17 protein-coding genes, 3 tRNA genes, 2 rRNA genes, 1 other RNA gene and 1 other annotated feature (1 of these 24 running past the window's edge) are annotated in these 20,700 nt (G+C 47.2%); of the genes, 17 read left to right on the top strand and 6 right to left on the bottom strand.

Annotation, left to right across the window (positions count from 1 at the left end; all coding sequences use genetic code 11):
- A protein-coding gene (locus tag OVA33_RS04445; RefSeq protein WP_025650403.1) for a YaaC family protein crosses the window boundary here: on the bottom strand, positions 1-123 show its beginning. The gene continues 828 nt to the left of window position 1, outside the view; 123 of the gene's 951 nt are visible here — the first part of the coding sequence; the start codon lies at positions 121-123; the stop codon falls past the left edge of the window.
- 120 nt (positions 124-243) lie between these two features.
- Here OVA33_RS04445 and guaB point away from each other — a divergent pair, with 120 nt between their 5' ends.
- The 5 genes from guaB (at position 244) to serS (ending at position 6,485) form a co-directional block, all read left to right on the top strand.
- A complete protein-coding gene (gene guaB, locus OVA33_RS04440; protein WP_003150717.1) occupies positions 244-1,710 on the top strand; it encodes an IMP dehydrogenase in 1,467 nt (488 codons plus the stop codon).
- 152 nt (positions 1,711-1,862) lie between these two features.
- The gene (gene dacA / locus OVA33_RS04435; protein ID WP_017419503.1) at positions 1,863-3,194 is read left to right on the top strand and encodes a D-alanyl-D-alanine carboxypeptidase; all 1,332 of its coding nucleotides are present in this window, start codon (positions 1,863-1,865) and stop codon (positions 3,192-3,194) included.
- Positions 3,195-3,391: 197 nt separating this feature from the next.
- Positions 3,392-4,276 (top strand): pyridoxal 5'-phosphate synthase lyase subunit PdxS, encoded by an 885-nt coding sequence (pdxS, locus tag OVA33_RS04430; RefSeq protein WP_016937306.1) that lies wholly within the window; start codon positions 3,392-3,394, stop codon positions 4,274-4,276.
- A gap of 21 nt (positions 4,277-4,297) precedes the next feature.
- Entirely contained in the window at positions 4,298-4,888 is a 591-nt protein-coding gene (gene pdxT, locus OVA33_RS04425; protein WP_007615126.1) for a pyridoxal 5'-phosphate synthase glutaminase subunit PdxT, read from the top strand.
- Positions 4,889-4,940: 52 nt separating this feature from the next.
- Positions 4,941-5,153: a binding site (T-box leader), on the top strand.
- A gap of 54 nt (positions 5,154-5,207) precedes the next feature.
- Positions 5,208-6,485: a serine--tRNA ligase gene (gene serS, locus OVA33_RS04420; protein ID WP_021494551.1), complete on the top strand. Its 1,278-nt coding sequence runs from the start codon at positions 5,208-5,210 to the stop codon at positions 6,483-6,485.
- A 10-nt stretch (positions 6,486-6,495) separates the two neighbouring features.
- On the opposite strand, the gene OVA33_RS04415 is transcribed toward serS, so the two are convergent.
- Complete coding sequence (locus tag OVA33_RS04415) at positions 6,496-7,641, bottom strand: glycerate kinase (RefSeq protein WP_063636948.1); 1,146 nt, start codon at positions 7,639-7,641, stop codon at positions 6,496-6,498.
- Between the two features lie 217 nt (positions 7,642-7,858).
- Between OVA33_RS04415 and OVA33_RS04410 the strand changes: the two genes are divergently transcribed.
- Positions 7,859-7,951, top strand: a tRNA-Ser gene (locus tag OVA33_RS04410).
- Positions 7,952-8,081: 130 nt separating this feature from the next.
- Here OVA33_RS04410 and dck read toward each other — a convergent pair.
- From dck to OVA33_RS04390, 4 genes are all read right to left on the bottom strand, one after another.
- Complete coding sequence (gene dck, locus OVA33_RS04405) at positions 8,082-8,735, bottom strand: deoxyadenosine/deoxycytidine kinase (protein ID WP_007615132.1); 654 nt, start codon at positions 8,733-8,735, stop codon at positions 8,082-8,084.
- Positions 8,732-9,355, bottom strand: coding sequence for a deoxyguanosine kinase (gene dgk, locus OVA33_RS04400; RefSeq protein WP_063636947.1), 624 nt, complete (start codon positions 9,353-9,355; stop codon positions 8,732-8,734). Before dgk ends, dck begins: the two co-directional genes overlap by 4 nt.
- 95 nt (positions 9,356-9,450) lie before the next feature.
- A complete protein-coding gene (locus OVA33_RS04395) occupies positions 9,451-10,734 on the bottom strand; it encodes a glycoside hydrolase family 18 protein (protein WP_117363975.1) in 1,284 nt (427 codons plus the stop codon).
- Positions 10,735-10,805: 71 nt separating this feature from the next.
- Positions 10,806-11,357: a cysteine hydrolase family protein gene (locus OVA33_RS04390; protein ID WP_014416712.1), complete on the bottom strand. Its 552-nt coding sequence runs from the start codon at positions 11,355-11,357 to the stop codon at positions 10,806-10,808.
- A gap of 82 nt (positions 11,358-11,439) precedes the next feature.
- Here OVA33_RS04390 and tadA point away from each other — a divergent pair, with 82 nt between their 5' ends.
- The 11 genes from tadA to OVA33_RS04335 all read left to right on the top strand — a co-directional run bounded on the left by tadA (position 11,440) and on the right by OVA33_RS04335 (position 20,699).
- Entirely contained in the window at positions 11,440-11,922 is a 483-nt protein-coding gene (gene tadA / locus OVA33_RS04385) for a tRNA adenosine(34) deaminase TadA (protein WP_007615141.1), read from the top strand.
- Positions 11,923-12,006: 84 nt separating this feature from the next.
- An RNA gene (gene ffs, locus OVA33_RS04380) (signal recognition particle sRNA large type) lies at positions 12,007-12,271 on the top strand.
- Between the two features lie 133 nt (positions 12,272-12,404).
- The gene (gene dnaX, locus OVA33_RS04375) at positions 12,405-14,096 is read left to right on the top strand and encodes a DNA polymerase III subunit gamma/tau (protein WP_063636943.1); all 1,692 of its coding nucleotides are present in this window, start codon (positions 12,405-12,407) and stop codon (positions 14,094-14,096) included.
- Between the two features lie 24 nt (positions 14,097-14,120).
- Positions 14,121-14,444 carry a YbaB/EbfC family nucleoid-associated protein gene (locus OVA33_RS04370; RefSeq protein WP_003150700.1) on the top strand — a complete coding sequence of 108 codons (324 nt, stop codon included), beginning with the start codon at positions 14,121-14,123 and terminating at the stop codon, positions 14,442-14,444.
- Positions 14,445-14,458: 14 nt separating this feature from the next.
- Positions 14,459-15,055 (top strand): recombination protein RecR, encoded by a 597-nt coding sequence (gene recR / locus OVA33_RS04365; protein ID WP_003150697.1) that lies wholly within the window; start codon positions 14,459-14,461, stop codon positions 15,053-15,055.
- An 18-nt stretch (positions 15,056-15,073) separates the two neighbouring features.
- Positions 15,074-15,298, top strand: coding sequence for a YaaL family protein (locus OVA33_RS04360; RefSeq protein ID WP_007408755.1), 225 nt, complete (start codon positions 15,074-15,076; stop codon positions 15,296-15,298).
- 60 nt (positions 15,299-15,358) lie between these two features.
- Positions 15,359-15,622, top strand: a complete 264-nt coding sequence (locus OVA33_RS04355; protein WP_003150686.1) for a pro-sigmaK processing inhibitor BofA family protein — start codon at positions 15,359-15,361, stop codon at positions 15,620-15,622.
- 248 nt (positions 15,623-15,870) lie between these two features.
- Positions 15,871-17,420 (top strand): 16S ribosomal RNA (locus tag OVA33_RS04350).
- A 100-nt stretch (positions 17,421-17,520) separates the two neighbouring features.
- Positions 17,521-17,597: transfer RNA gene (locus OVA33_RS04345), tRNA-Ile, on the top strand.
- 14 nt (positions 17,598-17,611) lie between these two features.
- A tRNA-Ala gene (locus OVA33_RS04340) sits at positions 17,612-17,687 on the top strand.
- An 82-nt stretch (positions 17,688-17,769) separates the two neighbouring features.
- A 23S ribosomal RNA gene (locus OVA33_RS04335) occupies positions 17,770-20,699 on the top strand.
- Together the 16S and 23S rRNA genes with 2 tRNA genes alongside form the textbook arrangement of a ribosomal RNA operon.
- The last annotated feature ends 1 nt before the right edge of the window (position 20,700 follow it).

Below are 20,700 nucleotides of genomic sequence, written 5' to 3'. Positions count from 1 at the left end.
GTTCTTAAACGCATATCGTTTTGGTTCTTCCATGCCGCTTTCTGTATAGACTTTATTTAGAAATTTCTGGGAAGATTCTACGGAATAAAATAATGATAACTCTTTCCACTCATGATCTCTCATACGTATTTTTAAACCCTTTCCTTTATCTAAATATTTCAACTCTTTTTCGCTTCCTTGACATGCTGTTTTCTAGTTGATAATCTACATATAATATTTTGCCGAAAAGAGGGGGATTTACTAATGTGGGAAAGTAAATTTTCAAAAGAAGGCTTAACGTTCGATGATGTACTGCTCGTACCGGCTCAATCAGACGTACTTCCGCGTGATGTGGATTTATCTGTTGAACTGACAAAGACGTTAAAGCTTAATATTCCTGTCATCAGTGCGGGAATGGATACAGTAACAGAATCAGCTATGGCGATTGCGATGGCCAGACAGGGCGGCTTGGGCATTATCCATAAAAACATGTCCATCGAACAGCAGGCTGAACATGTTGACAAAGTCAAACGTTCTGAACGGGGCGTTATTACAAATCCCTTCTTTTTAACACCTGATCATCAAGTATTCGATGCGGAGCATTTGATGGGTAAATACAGAATTTCCGGTGTTCCGATTGTAGATAATAAAGACGATCAAAAGCTTGTCGGTATCATTACAAACCGTGATCTTCGCTTTATCTCTGATTATTCAATGAAAATCAGTGATGTCATGACAAAAGAAGAGCTGGTTACGGCTCCTGTGGGAACCACATTAGACGAAGCAGAAAAAATCTTACAGAAACATAAAATTGAAAAACTTCCGTTAGTGGATGACCAAAACAAATTAAAAGGTCTTATCACGATCAAAGATATTGAAAAGGTTATCGAATTCCCGAATTCATCTAAAGATGAACACGGACGCCTTATTGTCGGCGCTGCGGTAGGCGTGACAGGCGATACAATGACACGCGTCAGCAAGCTTGTTGAAGCGAATGTCGACGTTATCGTGGTTGATACGGCTCACGGACATTCCAGAGGCGTACTGAACACAGTTGCGAAAATCCGTGAAACATATCCTGAACTGAACATTATCGCAGGAAATGTTGCAACGGCTGAAGCGACAAAAGCTCTGATTGAAGCCGGAGCAAATATTGTCAAAGTGGGAATCGGGCCTGGTTCTATCTGTACGACACGCGTCGTTGCAGGTGTAGGCGTACCGCAGATCACTGCCATTTATGATTGTGCCACTGAAGCGAGAAAACACGGCGCGACAATTATCGCAGACGGCGGTATTAAATTCTCAGGAGATATTACGAAAGCGTTGGCTTCAGGCGGACATGCCGTAATGCTCGGAAGCCTGCTTGCCGGTACTTCAGAAAGCCCGGGAGAGACTGAAATCTATCAAGGCAGAAGATTTAAAGTGTATCGCGGTATGGGTTCTGTCGCTGCCATGGAAAAAGGCAGTAAAGACCGATATTTCCAAGAAGAAAATAAGAAATTCGTCCCTGAAGGTATCGAAGGACGGACTCCGTACAAAGGTCCTGTAGAAGAAACAGTGTATCAGCTTGTCGGCGGTCTTCGTTCAGGTATGGGATATTGCGGTTCAAAAGACTTGCGTGCTTTAAGAGAAGAGGCTCAATTCATCCGTATGACAGGTGCCGGTCTTCGCGAAAGTCATCCGCATGATGTCCAAATTACGAAAGAATCACCAAACTACACAATCTCATAATTGTTACAAATAAAAAACATTTGACAGGGTCGCTGACTCTGTCTATTTTTTTTATATCGAGTGTGATAAAATTTATACTGTTGTGTTTTGAATTTGAATATGTCCTTAACGGCTTAATTATAGATTTAAAATGAATGACGGAGGTCGTAAGATTGAACATCACGAAATGGAAACAGCTGTTGGTGTCATTAGTGGTACTGGCACTGGCCGCAACTTGCTTTGTTCCGATGTCTAAAGCGGAGGCAGCCGGCAATGACCCGATTGATGTCAACGCATCAGCTGCGATAATGATTGAGGCTTCATCGGGAAAAATTTTATACAGTAAAAATGCAGACAAAAGACTGCCGATTGCCAGCATGACAAAAATGATGACTGAATATCTGCTTCTGGAAGCCATTAAAGAAGGAAAAGTGAAATGGGATCAAACGTATACTCCTGATGATTATGTCTATGAAATTTCTCAAGACAACAGTTTATCAAACGTCCCCCTTCGAAAAGACGGCAAATACACGGTTAAAGAACTGTATCAGGCTATGGCGATTTACTCTGCCAACGGAGCCGCGATTGCAGTTGCCGAAATTCTTGCCGGAACTGAAACAAAATTTGTCGCTGAAATGAATGCGAAAGCCAAAGAATTAGGCATGACAAACTATGATTTTAAAAATGCCACAGGGCTTGTGAATGAAGATCTTCACGGCAAACAGCCGCAAGGAGAAGGCGTTAAAGAAGAAAGTGAAGTTTCTGCTAAAGACATGGCGCTTCTTGCAGACCGCCTGATCACTGATTATCCGGAAGTTCTCAAAACAACAAGCATTGCTAAGACGAAATTCAGAGCCGGCACTGATGATGAAATGGACATGCCGAACTGGAACTTCATGTTAAAAGGTCTTGTTTCTGAATACCCTGGCGTTGACGGCTTAAAAACGGGTTCTACTGATTCTGCGGGATCTTGTTTTACAAGCACAGCACAGCGGAACGGAATGCGGGTCATCACCGTTGTATTAAACGCAAAAGGCAACCTGCATACCGGACGTTTTGATGAAACGAAAAAAATGCTCGATTACGCATTTAACAGCAATTTTTCAATGAAAGATCTTTACCCTGAAGGCTCTCAAGTAAAAGGGCACAAAACGATTGACGTTGAAAAAGGGAAAGACAAGCAAGTCGATATTGTTACTGACAAGGCGCTTTCTATTCCTGTGAAAAGCGGGGATGAAAAGAATTATAAAGCCGAAGTGACTTTAGATAAAAAAGAAATCACGGCTCCTGTGAAAAAGGGAACGAAAGTCGGAACGCTGACAGTTACATACAAAGGCAGTGACAAAGACTATGGCTTCCTCAAATCCAAAGAGTTCAGCGTGAATCTTGTAACGAAAAATGATGTAGATAAAGTAAACTGGTTTGTTCAGATGATGCGCGGCATCGGCGGATTCTTCTCCGGTATCTGGAACAGCGCCGTTGACACGGTAACAGGCTGGTTTTAAGAAATAAGAAAGAGCTCTGATGAAAGTTAGGGCTCTTTTGCTTAATATACTGAAAAAACCAAATTATTAGTAAAAAAATGATATCTATCTTATTCATCTCGCTGTAAAATAAGAATACCCATATGAAATATTGTATTTCTGGGATACAATAAGAGATGGAAATTATCTAACTATACATTGACTAGGGGGACCAAATAATGGCTCAAACAGGTACTGATCGTGTAAAACGCGGCATGGCGGAAATGCAAAAAGGCGGCGTCATCATGGACGTTGTAAATGCTGAACAAGCGAAGATTGCGGAAGAGGCGGGAGCTGTTGCTGTAATGGCGTTAGAACGCGTTCCGGCTGATATTCGCGCTGCCGGCGGTGTTGCCCGCATGGCTGATCCGACAATCGTTGAAGAAGTAATGAATGCTGTATCCATTCCCGTAATGGCAAAAGCGCGTATCGGACATATCGTTGAAGCGCGTGTCCTTGAAGCAATGGGGGTAGATTACATCGATGAAAGTGAAGTTCTGACTCCGGCTGACGAAGAATTTCATTTAAATAAAAATGAATATACAGTCCCGTTCGTATGCGGCTGCCGTGATCTCGGCGAAGCAACTCGCCGTATCGCCGAAGGAGCTTCCATGCTTCGTACAAAAGGCGAACCGGGAACAGGAAACATTGTGGAAGCTGTCCGCCATATGAGAAAAGTAAACGCGCAAGTGCGCAAAGTTGCTGCGATGAGCGATGATGAGCTGATGACTGAAGCTAAAAACCTCGGCGCTCCTTATGAACTGCTTCTTCAAATCAAACGTGACGGCAAACTGCCTGTAGTGAACTTTGCTGCCGGCGGAGTAGCGACGCCTGCTGACGCGGCATTGATGATGCAGCTTGGCGCTGACGGCGTATTTGTCGGTTCAGGTATTTTCAAATCAGACAACCCTGCTAAATTCGCCAAAGCAATTGTTGAAGCAACGACTCATTACACAGACTACAAACTGATCGCTGAGCTTTCTAAAGAATTAGGCACAGCAATGAAAGGAATCGAAATCTCAAATCTATTGCCGGAACAGCGTATGCAAGAACGCGGCTGGTAAAACCATAGGAGAGCTGGAAGCATGTTAACAATTGGTGTACTTGGACTTCAAGGAGCAGTAAGAGAACATATTCGTTCAATTGAAGCATGTGGTTCAAAAGGTGTCGTCATTAAGCGTCCTGAACAGCTGAATGACATCGACGGCTTAATCCTGCCGGGCGGGGAAAGCACGACAATGCGGCGTTTAATGGATACGTATCATTTTATGGAGCCGCTTCGCGAGTTTGCCGCCCAAGGCAAGCCGATGTTCGGCACATGCGCCGGTCTGATTATCTTAGCCAAAGAGATAGCGGGAACGGATAACGCTCATTTAGGGCTGTTGAACGTTGTTGTCGAGCGTAATTCCTTTGGCCGTCAGGTCGACAGCTTTGAAGCTGATCTGACGATTAAAGGCCTTGATGAGCCGTTTACGGGTGTATTTATTCGCGCACCGCATATTTTAGAAGCCGGAGAAGATGTTGAAGTGCTTTGTGAACATAACGGACGCATCGTGGCTGCAAAGCAGGGGAATTTCCTCGGCTGTTCGTTCCATCCTGAACTGACGGATGATCACCGGGTGACAGAGCTGTTTGTGAAGATGGCGGAAAAGCATAAGCAGGAAACAGCTGTATAAAACAGTTGAAAACCGCTGATACTTATAGTACATTATAAACACAAATAAAGATCGAAAAGCGTTGACAGGAAGCAGTAGGGAGCCTCTCTTTCAAAGAGAGCCGATGGGTGGTGCGAATCGGTGAAAGATGCTGTCCGAATCCGTCCTTGAGCGAAATGCTGAAAACAAGTAGGCATTTACGGGAAAACCGTTATGTGTTAAAGCGGGAAGCAAGTGTGAGCTTGTTTTCAATCAGGGTGGCAACGCGAGAGCTCTCGTCCCTTTTAGGGGATGAGGGCTCTTTTTTATTTTCGATAAAAACAGATAGGAGTTGTTAGGCATGATTGATACGAAGGTGCTGAGAGCCAATTTTCAAGAGGTAAAAGCGAAGCTCATTCCAAAAGGCGAAGACTTATCTGACTTTGATAAGTTTGAAGAGCTGGACGAAAAGAGAAGAGAGCTTATCGGTAAAGTAGAAGAACTGAAGGGAAAACGCAATGAAGTGTCTCAGCAGGTCGCCGTTTTGAAACGGGAGAAAAAAGACGCTGATCATATTATTAAAGAGATGCGTGAAGTGGGCGAAGAAATTAAGAAGCTTGATGAAGAGCTTCGTACTGTCGAAACGACGCTCGAAACCATCCTTCTGTCTATTCCGAACATCCCGCACGATTCAGTGCCCGTCGGGGAAACGGAAGATGATAACATTGAAATTCGCAAGTGGGGAGAGGCGCCGGCATTTTCATATGAGCCGAAACCGCATTGGGATATCGCAGACCATTTAAACATTCTTGATTTTGAACGCGCTTCAAAAGTAACAGGCAGCCGGTTTGTGTTTTATAAAGGATTAGGCGCCCGCCTCGAACGCGCGCTCTACAACTTTATGCTGGATCTTCACGTTGATGAATATGATTACACGGAAGTCATTCCTCCTTATATGGTAAACCGTACGAGCATGACAGGTACGGGACAGCTTCCTAAATTTGAAGAGGATGCTTTTAAAATCAGAGAAGAGGATTATTTCTTAATTCCGACGGCGGAAGTGCCGATTACAAATATGCACCGCGATGAAATCTTATCCGGTGAGAACCTGCCGATCAATTATGCCGCATTCAGCGCTTGCTTCCGTTCAGAAGCGGGATCTGCCGGCCGTGATACACGCGGTTTGATCCGCCAGCATCAGTTCAACAAGGTTGAGCTTGTGAAATTCGTGAAGCCTGAAGATTCTTATGAGGAGCTTGAAAAACTGACAAATCAAGCCGAGCGGGTGCTTCAGCTGCTCGAACTGCCGTATCGTGTCATGAGCATGTGTACCGGTGATCTCGGCTTTACAGCCGCGAAAAAGTACGATATTGAGGTATGGATTCCAAGCCAAGACACATACCGTGAAATTTCTTCTTGCAGTAACTTTGAGGCCTTCCAGGCGAGACGCGCAAACATTCGATTCAGACGCGAAGCGAAAGGCAAGCCGGAGCATGTGCATACATTAAACGGTTCAGGTCTTGCAGTCGGCAGAACAGTAGCTGCCATCTTAGAAAACTATCAGCAAGAGGACGGAAGTGTCATTATTCCGAAAGTGCTTCGTCCTTATCTGGGAAATAAAGAAGTCATCAAACCGTAAAAGGTGCGCCCTAGAGGCGCGCCTTTTTTGCTGCCCGGTATAGAGCGGCGGCATTCCGGGCTGTGCTTTCAAGGTTAAAACGGCCGGATGCTAAGGCGTCTTCAAGACTTACAGCACCCGGCACGATAGAAAATACAGCTGTTATTCCTGCGCTGTAAACATGCTCGAAATTTTTGCCTAAGGAGCCTGCCAATGCGATAACGGGAATTTCTTGAGCAGATGCGCGTGCGGCGATCCCGACGGGGGTTTTGCCGAATATCGTTTGTCCGTCTATCTGCCCCTCTCCGGTAATGACAAGGTCAGCGCCTCTTATCTGATCTGAGAAGGACAGTGTATCTAATACAACATCAATCCCGCTTTGAAGTTCTGCCTGTAAGAAAGCAATCAGTCCGGCGCCCAGTCCCCCTGCGGCACCCGCGCCTTTTACGGTATCCGCTTCGATATCGTGCTGACGTCTCAATACCTCAGCGAAATGGCGTAAGTTGCGATCCAATACAACTTTAGTCTTCTCGGACGCCCCTTTTTGCGGGCCGAAGACATATGACGCGCCGTTTTCACCGGTCAGGGGATTTTCGACATCACATGCGGCACGGATACGGATATGTTTCAGATCAGGAGAGAGACCGCCTATATCAATAGAAGCTAAGGTGTGCAGAGCGCCTCCGCCGTCAGGTATCTCCTGACCTTCCTTATTTAAGAAACGCACACCGAGCGCGCTCGCCATTCCTGTTCCGCCGTCATTGGTTGCGCTCCCGCCAAGCCCGATGATGATCTCACCCGCCCCGCGGGAAGCTGCATCTGCTATCAGTTCACCCGTTCCTCTTGTCGTTGTGTTCAACGGATCTCTGAGATGGCGGGGAACGAGGTGAAGTCCCGATGCTTCCGCCATTTCAATGACTGCCGTGCGTCCGTCTCCCAGAAGTCCATATGCGGCGTTTACCGGCGTTCCCAGCGGACCGGTCACAGTTTTTTTGATGATGCTTCCGCCAGTGGCATCCGTCAAAGCCTGAACGGTTCCTTCTCCGCCGTCGGCCGCGGGTATCTTGATATATTCCGCGTCAGGGAAGACCGCTTTGAATCCTATTTCTATGCTGTCAGCGGCTTCTTTCGATGTCATGCTTTCTTTGAAAGAATCGGGTGCAATGATGATTTTCATTATGTTCTCCACCTTTATGAGCAGGTTATCTGTTTGAAGCTATTCTTGATTTTTACTGTGTTTTCCTGCCCGTATGGCATACTGAGGTTGAATTGGACGCAAGACTTTTGTATGATAGTAAAGCTGACGGACAAGCCGTTTAAGAAATGAAATAAAAAATATGAAAAAGCGCTTGACTGAAATTTAGGTCATGTGGTATATTATTAAATGTCGATACGGAGGAATACCCAAGTCTGGCTGAAGGGATCGGTCTTGAAAACCGACAGGGGTGTCAAAGCCCGCGGGGGTTCGAATCCCTCTTCCTCCGCCATATTGATTTTAAACCTAATGAAACTCGAGCATATATTGGAGATTGTTTTGTCCGCTGCATGTGATGCAGCGGATTTTTTATATGCAAAAAAAGCGATTTTCTCTGTTCGGGGAAAATCGCTTTGCTATTTTTATTTGTTTCTGTTTTCGTTGATCACGTGACTGATTTTTTCGATCAAAGGTTCCAGTGACTGTTCATCAGCTTCAAGGTCATAATCTTCAATGCGTACTTTCAGCACAGGGCAGGCGTTAAAACCGCTGATCCAGTCTTCGTACCGTGTATACATCTCTTCCCAATAGGAGCGGTTTGTCTGCAGCTCCATCTCGCGGCCCCGCTTTTCAATCCGGTTTATAATGTTTTCAAGGTCGCCTTCTAAATAGATCAAAACATCAGGATGCGGGAAGTACGGCGTCATGACCATCGCCTCAAATAGGCTTGTGTATGTTGTGTAATCTGTCAGCGACATGGTTCCTTTATCGGCATGCATTTTTGCGAATATGCCTGTATCTTCATAAATCGAACGGTCCTGCACGAATCCGCCGCCTGATTCAAACATATTTTTCTGCTCTTTGAACCGCTCAGCCAGAAAATAAATTTGCAAATGGAAGCTCCAGCGTTCAAAATCGTGATAAAACTTCTCTAAATAAGGATTTTCATCCACTTCTTCGAGTGAGGTATGAAACCCGAGCCGTTTTGCTAAAGCTTTGGTCAAAGTCGATTTTCCGACTCCTACCGTTCCCGCTACTGTGATAATGGCGTTGTTTGGAATATGAATGTCTTTCATTTAATAAGCTCCTTTACCTGACGGGCAATTCTTTCATAGTCTGTCTTATTCAAAACAAAGTCTTCAGTATCACCGTCAATGGTCAGTACAGATATATCCGGATCTTCTTCCTGAAGCTGTCTGATGGCTGTGTCGTAATCTGCAATGAGACGTTCCAGATATTGATGTTCGATATTTTTCTCAAACGGGCGCCCGCGTTTTTCAATGCGTTGAAGCAATGTCGGCAGGCTTGCCTTTATGTATACAATAACATTCGGTTTCGGCAGGTCGTGAGTGAGCAGATGATAAATCCGCTTATATTTCTCAAGCTTTTGGCCGTGCAATGTACGCTCTGCGAAAATAACATTTTTATAAATATGATAATCGGACAAAACGGGCTGTCCTTGTTTTAAATAATCTCGATCGGTGTCTTCAAGCTGTTTATACCTGTGACATAGAAAAAACATTTCAAGCTGGAAACTCCACTCCTCGATATTGTCATAAAACTTATCGAGATAAGGATTGTCTTCCACAATCTCATTAATCATAGGAAAACCGAGCTCTTCAGAAAGCATCGTAGCGAGTGTCGTTTTTCCTGCCCCGATAGGACCTTCTACCGCGATAAAAGGGGCTCTGTTCATTGAAAATCCTCCTTAATTCTGCAAACATCCGTCAGCTGCCGGCCTATATATTGTATCACACTCTCAGAAAAGCCCATGAAAAAAGACGCTTCCAATTAACGAAACGTCTCTTTTACAATATGAAATTGATCGTTGAGCAAAAGCCAGTTTTGCGGGAAAGAAAGGCCGAGTTTCCAATAGCTGATCCCTCTTAAATGCAGTTCTTTAATTAAATTGAATTTTGCTTGAATGGATCGTGCGTCTTCAAACCATACTTCATGCCGTCTCTGATTTTCATCCGTGTAACGAAAGAATGGAGCCTGGGCGGTTTCGTCATATTGAATGTCAACTTTATGGCGTGCTGCCAGAGCGATTGCCTGCTGAGGACTGACGGCTTTCGCTGTCGTTCCCTGTTTGAAAGGCAGTGTCCAATCGTAGCCGTACATATTCTGGCCCATGACGATTTTTGAAGAAGGCATTTCCGTCAGTGCGTACTCAATGACATTTCTTACAGGGCCGATAGGTGATACGGCCTGAGCCGGGCCTCCGCTGTATCCCCACTCATATGTCATGATCACGACAAAATCGACGATTTCTCCATGTGCCCTATAGTCATGTGCTTCGTACCATTTGCCGGCCTGAGTCGCGCTCGTTTTCGGAGCAAGCGCCGTTGAAATCTTCCAGCCTTCCCGATGAAAAATCGTTCTCGCTTCACGTAAAAAACGATTGTAGGCTTCTCTGTCCTGTGGACGTAAATATTCGAAATCAAAGTGAATATCGCGAAAGCCGTGCTTTTTAGCCGTGGAGACGATTTCCTGAAAAAGTTTTGTTTTCACTGTATTGTCATTCAAGATGAGCCGCCCGAGTTCATCGCTGAATGCGTCATTTTCAAGGTTGGTGATGATCATCATCAGTGCGGTGTTGTGCCTGTCACTGATGCTTTTTAAATTGGTCAGAGGCGGTTCCTTTAAAGTCCCGTTCCGCTGCACTTGAAAACTGAATGCACCGAGGTATGTTAAATAAGGAGAGGCCTCCCTTGCCGCCTGCTGCAGATTAGCGCTTACGCTCGTTCCCCGCGGTTCTATATATGCGTTTGATTCGATATCGGGCTTATTCGCCTGCTGCGGAATGTAAAGGCGGGTTCCGACTCTCAATGTGGTGCCGGGCTGAATTCCGTTCACCTTCGCAAGCTCCGCGGCCGATATATGAAAACGGCTGGCGATTGACGCGAGAGTATCACCTTGTTTCACTTCGTAATATTGACCCTCAATCGGGATGACAAGGGTTTGTCCGACAACCAATGTATTTGGATTAGGCAGTTTATTTGCTTCCGCAATGACATTTGCGGCTGTCCGGTAGCGCGCCGCAATAGCGGAAAGCGTGTCGCCCCGTTTCACTATATAGATCTGAATGAAAAACGCCTCCTTTCATATCCGCTATTAAATGTATGAAAAAAGGAGGCTGATCATGTTTATTTTTCGGCGGTAATTTGTTTTTCCGTGGTTATTTCTGCGAAGAGAACATTCTCCATCATGGTCAAAGCGAAATCATTGTCTTCGTCGTTATTGGAAGCGGTGCAGTCTTTCGGAATGGTAATGCTGTATTCTCTCATATAGGCGTCGTTGGCCGTGAACAGCACACAAATGTTCCCGGCAATCCCCGTGATAATTAATCGGTTCACTTGTAATTCGGTCAGAAGGGTGTGAAGCGCCGTTTCGTAAAAAGCGGAATGCTTCGGTTTAATGAGAAAATAATCATCCGGCTGAGGCGAAATATCTTTTATAATGGGGGCGCTTCTGTCGTTGCTGCATTCCTCCCTGATGGCATCAATATCAGCCTTCCAGAGTCCGTAATGATCATTAATATAAATAATCGGCCAGTTGCTTTGTTTTGCATGCTTCTTTAATGATAAAATACGGGGGACAATTTGTTTGGTTTTTTCAGCAAGTCGTTCGCCCATATCAAATTGAAAATTGTTAATCATATCGACAATCAGAAGGGCTGTGTTGTTAGGTTCAGACAATACCGGCAACTCCTTTCTGCTGGGGTATTCCTATTTTAACCTTTATGAGACATGAAAAAACTTAAGAAGAGAGCTTGAACCTATGAATGATGAATATTATATGAGAGAAGCCATAAAAGAAGCGAAGAAAGCCGAAGCGAAAGGTGAAGTGCCGATCGGAGCAGTTCTTGTTCTGCACGATGAGATCGTGGCGCGGGCGCATAATCTGCGGGAGACTGAACAGAGGTCGCTTGCCCACGCCGAAATGCTGGCGATAGACGAAGCGTGCCGTAAGCTGGGGACATGGAGACTTGAGGATGCCGTTCTTTATGTCACTTTGGAGCCGTGTCCGATGTGCGCGGGAGCCGTCGTGCTTTCGAGAGTCGATAAGGTCGTATTCGGCGCATTTGATCCCAAGGGGGGCTGTACAGGAACGCTGATGAACCTCTTGCAGGAAGAGCGGTTCAACCACCAAGCGGAAGTGGTGAGCGGAGTGCTCGGAGAAGAGTGCGGAGAAATGCTCAGCGCTTTTTTCAGAAAGCTGCGCCGGCAAAAGAAAGACATGAGGAAAAAGTTGTCTGAGTAGTACGGTTGCATTTTCTGCCTGAAGCAGATATACTTATGTGTGCATCATGAATGGTGCGCATATAAAAATTTGATATTTATTTTGCCGTGCTAAGCGGGGAGGTAGCGGTGCCCTGTACCCGCAATCCGCTCTAGCGGGGCCGAATCCCTTCTCGAGGTTCGTTTACTGTAAGGTCTGCCTTAAGTAAGTGGCGTTGACGTCTGGGTCCTGCGCAATGGGAATTCATGAACCATGTCAGGTCCGGAAGGAAGCAGCATTAAGTGAAACCTCTCATGTGCCGCAGGGTTGCCTGGGCTGAGCTAACTGCTTAAGTAACGCTTAGGGTAGCGAATCGACAGAAGGTGCACGGTAAATCAATCATCAAATTTCAGACTCACCTGTTTATGGCAGGTGAGTTTTTTCGTATATGAAAAACGGGTTTTGGCGTTAAAAGCACGTTCATGTATAATAAACATGATGAATAACAGAGGAGGGCGCATCCTGTGGGTTACCAAGCTTTATATCGAGTATTTAGGCCTCAGCAGTTTGAAGATGTGGTCGGACAGGAACACATTACGAAAACGCTGCAAAATGCCCTTTTGCAAAAGAAATTTTCTCATGCATATCTGTTTTCTGGGCCGCGGGGAACGGGAAAAACCAGTGCAGCTAAAATATTTGCGAAAGCAGTCAACTGTGAGCACGCCCCCGTAGAAGAACCGTGCAATAAATGTGCGGCGTGCAAGGGGATCACAAACGGCTCTATATCAGATGTGATTGAAATAGATGCGGCGTCGAATAACGGCGTAGACGAAATCCGCGACATCCGTGACAAAGTAAAATTCGCCCCGTCGGCCGTCACCTACAAAGTATATATTATAGATGAGGTGCATATGCTCTCTATCGGCGCATTCAATGCGCTTCTGAAAACGCTGGAAGAACCGCCGGCACATTGCATTTTCATATTAGCTACGACTGAGCCTCATAAGATTCCTTTAACCATTATCTCCAGATGTCAGCGTTTTGACTTCAAACGGATTACATCCAAAGCAATCGTCGGACGAATGAAGACAATCGTCGATGCAGAGCAGCTGAAGGTGGAAGAAGGAGCCCTTGATATCATAGCGAGTGCTGCGGACGGAGGAATGAGGGACGCGCTGAGCCTGCTCGATCAAGCCGTATCATTCAGCGGCGAGGAGCTGTCGGTGGATGACGCATTGCTCATTACCGGAGCCGTTTCTCAGCACTATATTGGAAAACTGGCATCTGCTCTTCACCGCAAACAGGTTTCCGAGGCATTGGAAACACTGAATGAATTGCTCCAGCAGGGGAAAGATGCGGCCAAACTGATTGAAGATATGATTTTCTATTTCAGGGATATGCTCTTGTACCAGGCCGCTCCCGGTTTAGAAGGAGTCCTGGAGAAGGTGAAGGTCGATGAAACGTTCCGGAATCTGAGCGGTGATATACCGGCCCCCGCTCTATATGAGATGATTGATATCCTGAATAAAAGCCATCAGGAAATGAAGTGGACGAACCACCCAAGAATCTTTTTTGAAGTGGCTGTCGTGAAAATATGCCAGACGGCACAGCAATCCGCCGGAGACATCCCTGAGGTCGGCATGCTGATGAATAAGATCCAGCAGCTTGAGCAGGAAGTAGAAAGGCTGAAAACCTCCGGTGTGAAGGTTCAGATGGAAAGCGCTCCGAAAGAAGCTCCGCGTCCTCAAAAAGGCGGAAAAAGCCATTATAAAGCCCCGGTCGGAAGAATTCATGAGATATTGAAGGAAGCCACAAGACCTGATCTTGAACAGCTTAAAAGCAGCTGGGGCAAGCTGCTGGCACACCTGAAACAGCAGAATAAGGTGTCTCATGCGGCTCTTTTGAATGACAGTGAACCGGTAGCTGCAGCTCAAAAGGCATTTGTGCTTAAATTTAAATACGAAATCCATTGTAAAATGGTTGCAGAAGACAATAACGGAGTCCGTACGAATCTTGAACAGATTCTCGAATCAATGCTCGGGAAAAGAATGGATTTGATTGGCGTTCCGGAAGCACAATGGGGTAAAATAAGAGAAGAATTTTTAAATGATCACCAGCAGGAAAGTGAAGGATCAAACGAACCGGCTGAAGAAGATCCGCTGATTGCAGAGGCGAAAAAACTTGTCGGAGCGGATTTAATCGAAATAAAAGACTAATAAGATGAAAGAGAGTGATTGAATATGCGTGGCGGAATGGGAAACATGCAAAAAATGATGAAACAAATGCAAAAAATGCAAAAGGATATGGCGAAGGCTCAGGAGGAGCTTGCTGAAAAAGTGCTTGAAGGCACAGCGGGCGGCGGTATGGTGACTGTAAAAGTCAACGGCCAAAAAGAAGTTGTAGACGTTGCCATTAAAGAAGAAGTCGTTGATCCGGAAGATATCGAAATGCTTCAGGACCTGGTTCTTGCTGCGACAAACGACGCCCTCAAAAAAGTGGATGACATGACGAATGAGACAATGGGACAATTTACAAAAGGAATGAACATACCGGGTTTATTCTAGGGGGATAAATAAACATGCAGTATCCTGAACCAATATCAAAGCTGATTGACAGCTTTATGAAATTGCCAGGGATCGGACCGAAAACAGCGGTTCGTCTGGCTTTTTTTGTTCTAGGTATGAAAGAAGACACAGTATTGGATTTTGCTAAGGCGCTTGTCAATGCGAAGCGGAATCTGACATATTGCTCGATTTGCGGACATATAACAGATCAGGACCCTTGTTATATATGTGAGGACACAAGAAGGGATAAGTCTGTTATTTGTGTCGTGCAGGACCCTAAGGATGTGATCGCAATGGAGAAAATGAAGGAATATAACGGCCAGTATCATGTTCTTCACGGCGCGATTTCACCAATGGACGGCATCGGCCCGGAGGATATTAAGATTCCGGAGCTGCTGAAACGTCTTCAGGATGATCAAGTGACAGAAGTTATTCTCGCAACCAACCCTAATATTGAAGGGGAAGCAACAGCGATGTATATATCAAGGCTGTTAAAGCCCTCAGGCATCAAGCTCTCCCGTATTGCCCACGGTCTGCCCGTCGGCGGTGATTTGGAATATGCTGATGAGGTCACTCTTTCAAAAGCTCTTGAAGGAAGACGTGAATTGTAAGGGAGGAAAAGGCAAGGCATGGGTTTTCTTCGCAGAAATACATTAAGAAAAGAGTTTGATGAGAAGCTGATAGAACAGCTCTTTAAACAAAAAGAAGAATGGAACAGACAGAAGAGTCTGGTCGAGAAAAGTCTCGAGCCCTCCGCTGAGGTGTTGTTTGAGCTGAAAGTCGCTGAATCTAAGTACTTTTTTTATTTGAAAGAAGCGAAGCAGCGGAATTTGAAAATGAGCAGATGGAAGTAAGAGGTCTATTCTCCGGGATCTTCTCATAAGCTTGTACTATACAAGCGAGGGGGAAGATTCATGGAGCCTTTTTTCATTATCGGTTTGATTGTCGGTCTGGTTGCTTTGCTTTTTTTATGGGGAGTATCTTCAAAACCGCTAAGATGGATTGGTGTGACTGCGATTAAGTTTATTGCCGGTGCGATTCTGCTGGTGGGTGTGAACTTGTTCGGGGGCAGTCTCGGTATTCATATCCCTGTTAACCTGATTACAACGGGCATCAGCGGGATTCTGGGGATTCCCGGCATCGCGGCTTTGATAGTCATTAAACGCTTCATCATTTAATTTGTCGATTATTGTTGACATGTTAGATCAAGGGTGGTATTCTAATATACGTCGCTGATGACGAAACGAATTTTTGAAAAAGAAATTTTAAAAAGTTGTTGACGGAACTAACACCGATGTGTTAAGATAATTAAGTCGCTTCAAGAGCGACGAACAAAGTTCTTTGAAAACTAAACAAGACAAAACGTACCTGTTAATTCAAAGTTTTAAATAAATCGCACAGCGATGTGCGTAGTCAGTCAAACACTTTATCGGAGAGTTTGATCCTGGCTCAGGACGAACGCTGGCGGCGTGCCTAATACATGCAAGTCGAGCGGACAGATGGGAGCTTGCTCCCTGATGTTAGCGGCGGACGGGTGAGTAACACGTGGGTAACCTGCCTGTAAGACTGGGATAACTCCGGGAAACCGGGGCTAATACCGGATGTTTGTTTGAACCGCATGGTTCAGACATAAAAGGTGGCTTCGGCTACCACTTACAGATGGACCCGCGGCGCATTAGCTAGTTGGTGAGGTAACGGCTCACCAAGGCGACGATGCGTAGCCGACCTGAGAGGGTGATCGGCCACACTGGGACTGAGACACGGCCCAGACTCCTACGGGAGGCAGCAGTAGGGAATCTTCCGCAATGGACGAAAGTCTGACGGAGCAACGCCGCGTGAGTGATGAAGGTTTTCGGATCGTAAAGCTCTGTTGTTAGGGAAGAACAAGTGCCGTTCAAATAGGGCGGCACCTTGACGGTACCTAACCAGAAAGCCACGGCTAACTACGTGCCAGCAGCCGCGGTAATACGTAGGTGGCAAGCGTTGTCCGGAATTATTGGGCGTAAAGGGCTCGCAGGCGGTTTCTTAAGTCTGATGTGAAAGCCCCCGGCTCAACCGGGGAGGGTCATTGGAAACTGGGGAACTTGAGTGCAGAAGAGGAGAGTGGAATTCCACGTGTAGCGGTGAAATGCGTAGAGATGTGGAGGAACACCAGTGGCGAAGGCGACTCTCTGGTCTGTAACTGACGCTGAGGAGCGAAAGCGTGGGGAGCGAACAGGATTAGATACCCTGGTAGTCCACGCCGTAAACGATGAGTGCTAAGTGTTAGGGGGTTTCCGCCCCTTAGTGCTGCAGCTAACGCATTAAGCACTCCGCCTGGGGAGTACGGTCGCAAGACTGAAACTCAAAGGAATTGACGGGGGCCCGCACAAGCGGTGGAGCATGTGGTTTAATTCGAAGCAACGCGAAGAACCTTACCAGGTCTTGACATCCTCTGACAATCCTAGAGATAGGACGTCCCCTTCGGGGGCAGAGTGACAGGTGGTGCATGGTTGTCGTCAGCTCGTGTCGTGAGATGTTGGGTTAAGTCCCGCAACGAGCGCAACCCTTGATCTTAGTTGCCAGCATTCAGTTGGGCACTCTAAGGTGACTGCCGGTGACAAACCGGAGGAAGGTGGGGATGACGTCAAATCATCATGCCCCTTATGACCTGGGCTACACACGTGCTACAATGGGCAGAACAAAGGGCAGCGAAACCGCGAGGTTAAGCCAATCCCACAAATCTGTTCTCAGTTCGGATCGCAGTCTGCAACTCGACTGCGTGAAGCTGGAATCGCTAGTAATCGCGGATCAGCATGCCGCGGTGAATACGTTCCCGGGCCTTGTACACACCGCCCGTCACACCACGAGAGTTTGTAACACCCGAAGTCGGTGAGGTAACCTTTTAGGAGCCAGCCGCCGAAGGTGGGACAGATGATTGGGGTGAAGTCGTAACAAGGTAGCCGTATCGGAAGGTGCGGCTGGATCACCTCCTTTCTAAGGATTTTAACGGAATATAAGACCTTGGGTCTTATAAACAGAACGTTCCCTGTCTTGTTTAGTTTTGAAGGAACTTTGATTCTTTCATATGGTAGATGGGCCTGTAGCTCAGCTGGTTAGAGCGCACGCCTGATAAGCGTGAGGTCGGTGGTTCGAGTCCACTCAGGCCCACCATCTTTACCCAATACGGGGCCTTAGCTCAGCTGGGAGAGCGCCTGCTTTGCACGCAGGAGGTCAGCGGTTCGATCCCGCTAGGCTCCACCAACGTGTTCTTTGAAAACTAGATAACAGAAGTAATTCACATTCAATTAGTAATGCAAGATATCACGTAGTGATTCTTTTTAACGGTTAAGTTAGAAAGGGCGCACGGTGGATGCCTTGGCACTAGGAGCCGATGAAGGACGGGACGAACACCGATATGCTTCGGGGAGCTGTAAGCAAGCTTTGATCCGGAGATTTCCGAATGGGGAAACCCACCACTCGTAATGGAGTGGTATCCATATCTGAATACATAGGATATGAGAAGGCAGACCCGGGGAACTGAAACATCTAAGTACCCGGAGGAAGAGAAAGCAAATGCGATTCCCTGAGTAGCGGCGAGCGAAACGGGACCAGCCCAAACCAAGAGGCTTGCCTCTTGGGGTTGTAGGACACTCTGTACGGAGTTACAAAGGAACGAGGTAGATGAAGAGGTCTGGAAAGGCCCGCCATAGGAGGTAACAGCCCTGTAGTCAAAACTTCGTTCTCTCCTGAGTGGATCCTGAGTACGGCGGAACACGTGAAATTCCGTCGGAATCCGGGAGGACCATCTCCCAAGGCTAAATACTCCCTAGTGACCGATAGTGAACCAGTACCGTGAGGGAAAGGTGAAAAGCACCCCGGAAGGGGAGTGAAAGAGATCCTGAAACCGTGTGCCTACAAGTAGTCAGAGCCCGTTAACGGGTGATGGCGTGCCTTTTGTAGAATGAACCGGCGAGTTACGATCCCGTGCAAGGTTAAGCAGAAGATGCGGAGCCGCAGCGAAAGCGAGTCTGAATAGGGCGAATTGAGTACGTGGTCGTAGACCCGAAACCAGGTGATCTACCCATGTCCAGGGTGAAGTTCAGGTAACACTGAATGGAGGCCCGAACCCACGCACGTTGAAAAGTGCGGGGATGAGGTGTGGGTAGGGGTGAAATGCCAATCGAACCTGGAGATAGCTGGTTCTCTCCGAAATAGCTTTAGGGCTAGCCTCAAGGTAAGAGTCTCGGAGGTAGAGCACTGATTGGACTAGGGGCCCCTACCGGGTTACCGAATTCAGTCAAACTCCGAATGCCGATGACTTATCCTTGGGAGTCAGACTGCGAGTGATAAGATCCGTAGTCGAAAGGGAAACAGCCCAGACCGCCAGCTAAGGTCCCAAAGTATACGTTAAGTGGAAAAGGATGTGGAGTTGCTTAGACAACCAGGATGTTGGCTTAGAAGCAGCCACCATTTAAAGAGTGCGTAATAGCTCACTGGTCGAGTGACTCTGCGCCGAAAATGTACCGGGGCTAAACGTATCACCGAAGCTGCGGACTGTTCTTCGAACAGTGGTAGGAGAGCGTTCTAAGGGCTGTGAAGCAAGACCGGAAGGACTTGTGGAGCGCTTAGAAGTGAGAATGCCGGTATGAGTAGCGAAAGAGGGGTGAGAATCCCCTCCACCGAATGCCTAAGGTTTCCTGAGGAAGGCTCGTCCGCTCAGGGTTAGTCGGGACCTAAGCCGAGGCCGAAAGGCGTAGGCGATGGATAACAGGTTGATATTCCTGTACCACCTCCTCACCATTTGAGCAATGGGGGGACGCAGGAGGATAGGGTAAGCGCGGTATTGGATATCCGCGTCCAAGCAGTTAGGCTGGGAAATAGGCAAATCCGTTTCCCGTGAAGGCTGAGCTGTGATGGCGAGCGAATTATAGTAGCGAAGTTCCTGATTCCACACTGCCAAGAAAAGCCTCTAGCGAGGTGAGAGGTGCCCGTACCGCAAACCGACACAGGTAGGCGAGGAGAGAATCCTAAGGTGATCGAGAGAACTCTCGTTAAGGAACTCGGCAAAATGACCCCGTAACTTCGGGAGAAGGGGTGCTCTGTTAGGGTGCAAGCCCGAGAGAGCCGCAGTGAATAGGCCCAGGCGACTGTTTAGCAAAAACACAGGTCTCTGCGAAGCCGTAAGGCGAAGTATAGGGGCTGACGCCTGCCCGGTGCTGGAAGGTTAAGAGGAGCGCTTAGCGTAAGCGAAGGTGCGAATTGAAGCCCCAGTAAACGGCGGCCGTAACTATAACGGTCCTAAGGTAGCGAAATTCCTTGTCGGGTAAGTTCCGACCCGCACGAAAGGCGCAACGATCTGGGCACTGTCTCAACGAGAGACTCGGTGAAATTATAGTACCTGTGAAGATGCAGGTTACCCGCGACAGGACGGAAAGACCCCGTGGAGCTTTACTGCAGCCTGATATTGAATGTTGGTACAGCTTGTACAGGATAGGTAGGAGCCTTGGAAACCGGAGCGCCAGCTTCGGTGGAGGCATCGGTGGGATACTACCCTGGCTGTATTGACCTTCTAACCCGCCGCCCTTATCGGGCGGGGAGACAGTGTCAGGTGGGCAGTTTGACTGGGGCGGTCGCCTCCTAAAAGGTAACGGAGGCGCCCAAAGGTTCCCTCAGAATGGTTGGAAATCATTCGCAGAGTGTAAAGGCACAAGGGAGCTTGACTGCGAGACCTACAAGTCGAGCAGGGACGAAAGTCGGGCTTAGTGATCCGGTGGTTCCGCATGGAAGGGCCATCGCTCAACGGATAAAAGCTACCCCGGGGATAACAGGCTTATCTCCCCCAAGAGTCCACATCGACGGGGAGGTTTGGCACCTCGATGTCGGCTCATCGCATCCTGGGGCTGTAGTCGGTCCCAAGGGTTGGGCTGTTCGCCCATTAAAGCGGTACGCGAGCTGGGTTCAGAACGTCGTGAGACAGTTCGGTCCCTATCCGTCGCGGGCGCAGGAAATTTGAGAGGAGCTGTCCTTAGTACGAGAGGACCGGGATGGACGCACCGCTGGTGTACCAGTTGTTCTGCCAAGGGCATCGCTGGGTAGCTATGTGCGGACGGGATAAGTGCTGAAAGCATCTAAGCATGAAGCCCCCCTCAAGATGAGATTTCCCATTCCGCAAGGAAGTAAGATCCCTGAAAGATGATCAGGTTGATAGGTCTGAGGTGGAAGTGTGGCGACACATGGAGCTGACAGATACTAATCGATCGAGGACTTAACCAAT

The organism is Bacillus sp. KICET-1 (genome assembly GCF_027721405.1).
Classification (GTDB): Bacteria; Bacillota; Bacilli; order Bacillales; family Bacillaceae; genus Bacillus; species Bacillus velezensis.
The sequence above is the reverse complement of the archived record's forward strand: the minus strand, read 5'-3'. Positions and strand labels throughout refer to the sequence as shown.

Excerpts from the sequence above, each read along its gene's own strand:
- guaB (WP_003150717.1), top strand. The coding sequence starts at position 244 with ATGTGGGAAAGTAAATTTTCAAAAGAAGGCTTAACGTTCGATGATGTA.
- pdxS (WP_016937306.1), top strand. The coding sequence starts at position 3,392 with ATGGCTCAAACAGGTACTGATCGTGTAAAACGCGGCATGGCGGAAATG.
- pdxT (WP_007615126.1), top strand. The coding sequence starts at position 4,298 with ATGTTAACAATTGGTGTACTTGGACTTCAAGGAGCAGTAAGAGAACAT.
- serS (WP_021494551.1), top strand. The coding sequence starts at position 5,208 with ATGATTGATACGAAGGTGCTGAGAGCCAATTTTCAAGAGGTAAAAGCG.
- OVA33_RS04415 (WP_063636948.1), bottom strand. The coding sequence starts at position 7,641 with ATGAAAATCATCATTGCACCCGATTCTTTCAAAGAAAGCATGACATCG.
- dck (WP_007615132.1), bottom strand. The coding sequence starts at position 8,735 with ATGAAAGACATTCATATTCCAAACAACGCCATTATCACAGTAGCGGGA.
- dgk (WP_063636947.1), bottom strand. The coding sequence starts at position 9,355 with ATGAACAGAGCCCCTTTTATCGCGGTAGAAGGTCCTATCGGGGCAGGA.
- tadA (WP_007615141.1), top strand. The coding sequence starts at position 11,440 with ATGAATGATGAATATTATATGAGAGAAGCCATAAAAGAAGCGAAGAAA.
- OVA33_RS04370 (WP_003150700.1), top strand. The coding sequence starts at position 14,121 with ATGCGTGGCGGAATGGGAAACATGCAAAAAATGATGAAACAAATGCAA.
- recR (WP_003150697.1), top strand. The coding sequence starts at position 14,459 with ATGCAGTATCCTGAACCAATATCAAAGCTGATTGACAGCTTTATGAAA.
- OVA33_RS04360 (WP_007408755.1), top strand. The coding sequence starts at position 15,074 with ATGGGTTTTCTTCGCAGAAATACATTAAGAAAAGAGTTTGATGAGAAG.
- OVA33_RS04355 (WP_003150686.1), top strand. The coding sequence starts at position 15,359 with ATGGAGCCTTTTTTCATTATCGGTTTGATTGTCGGTCTGGTTGCTTTG.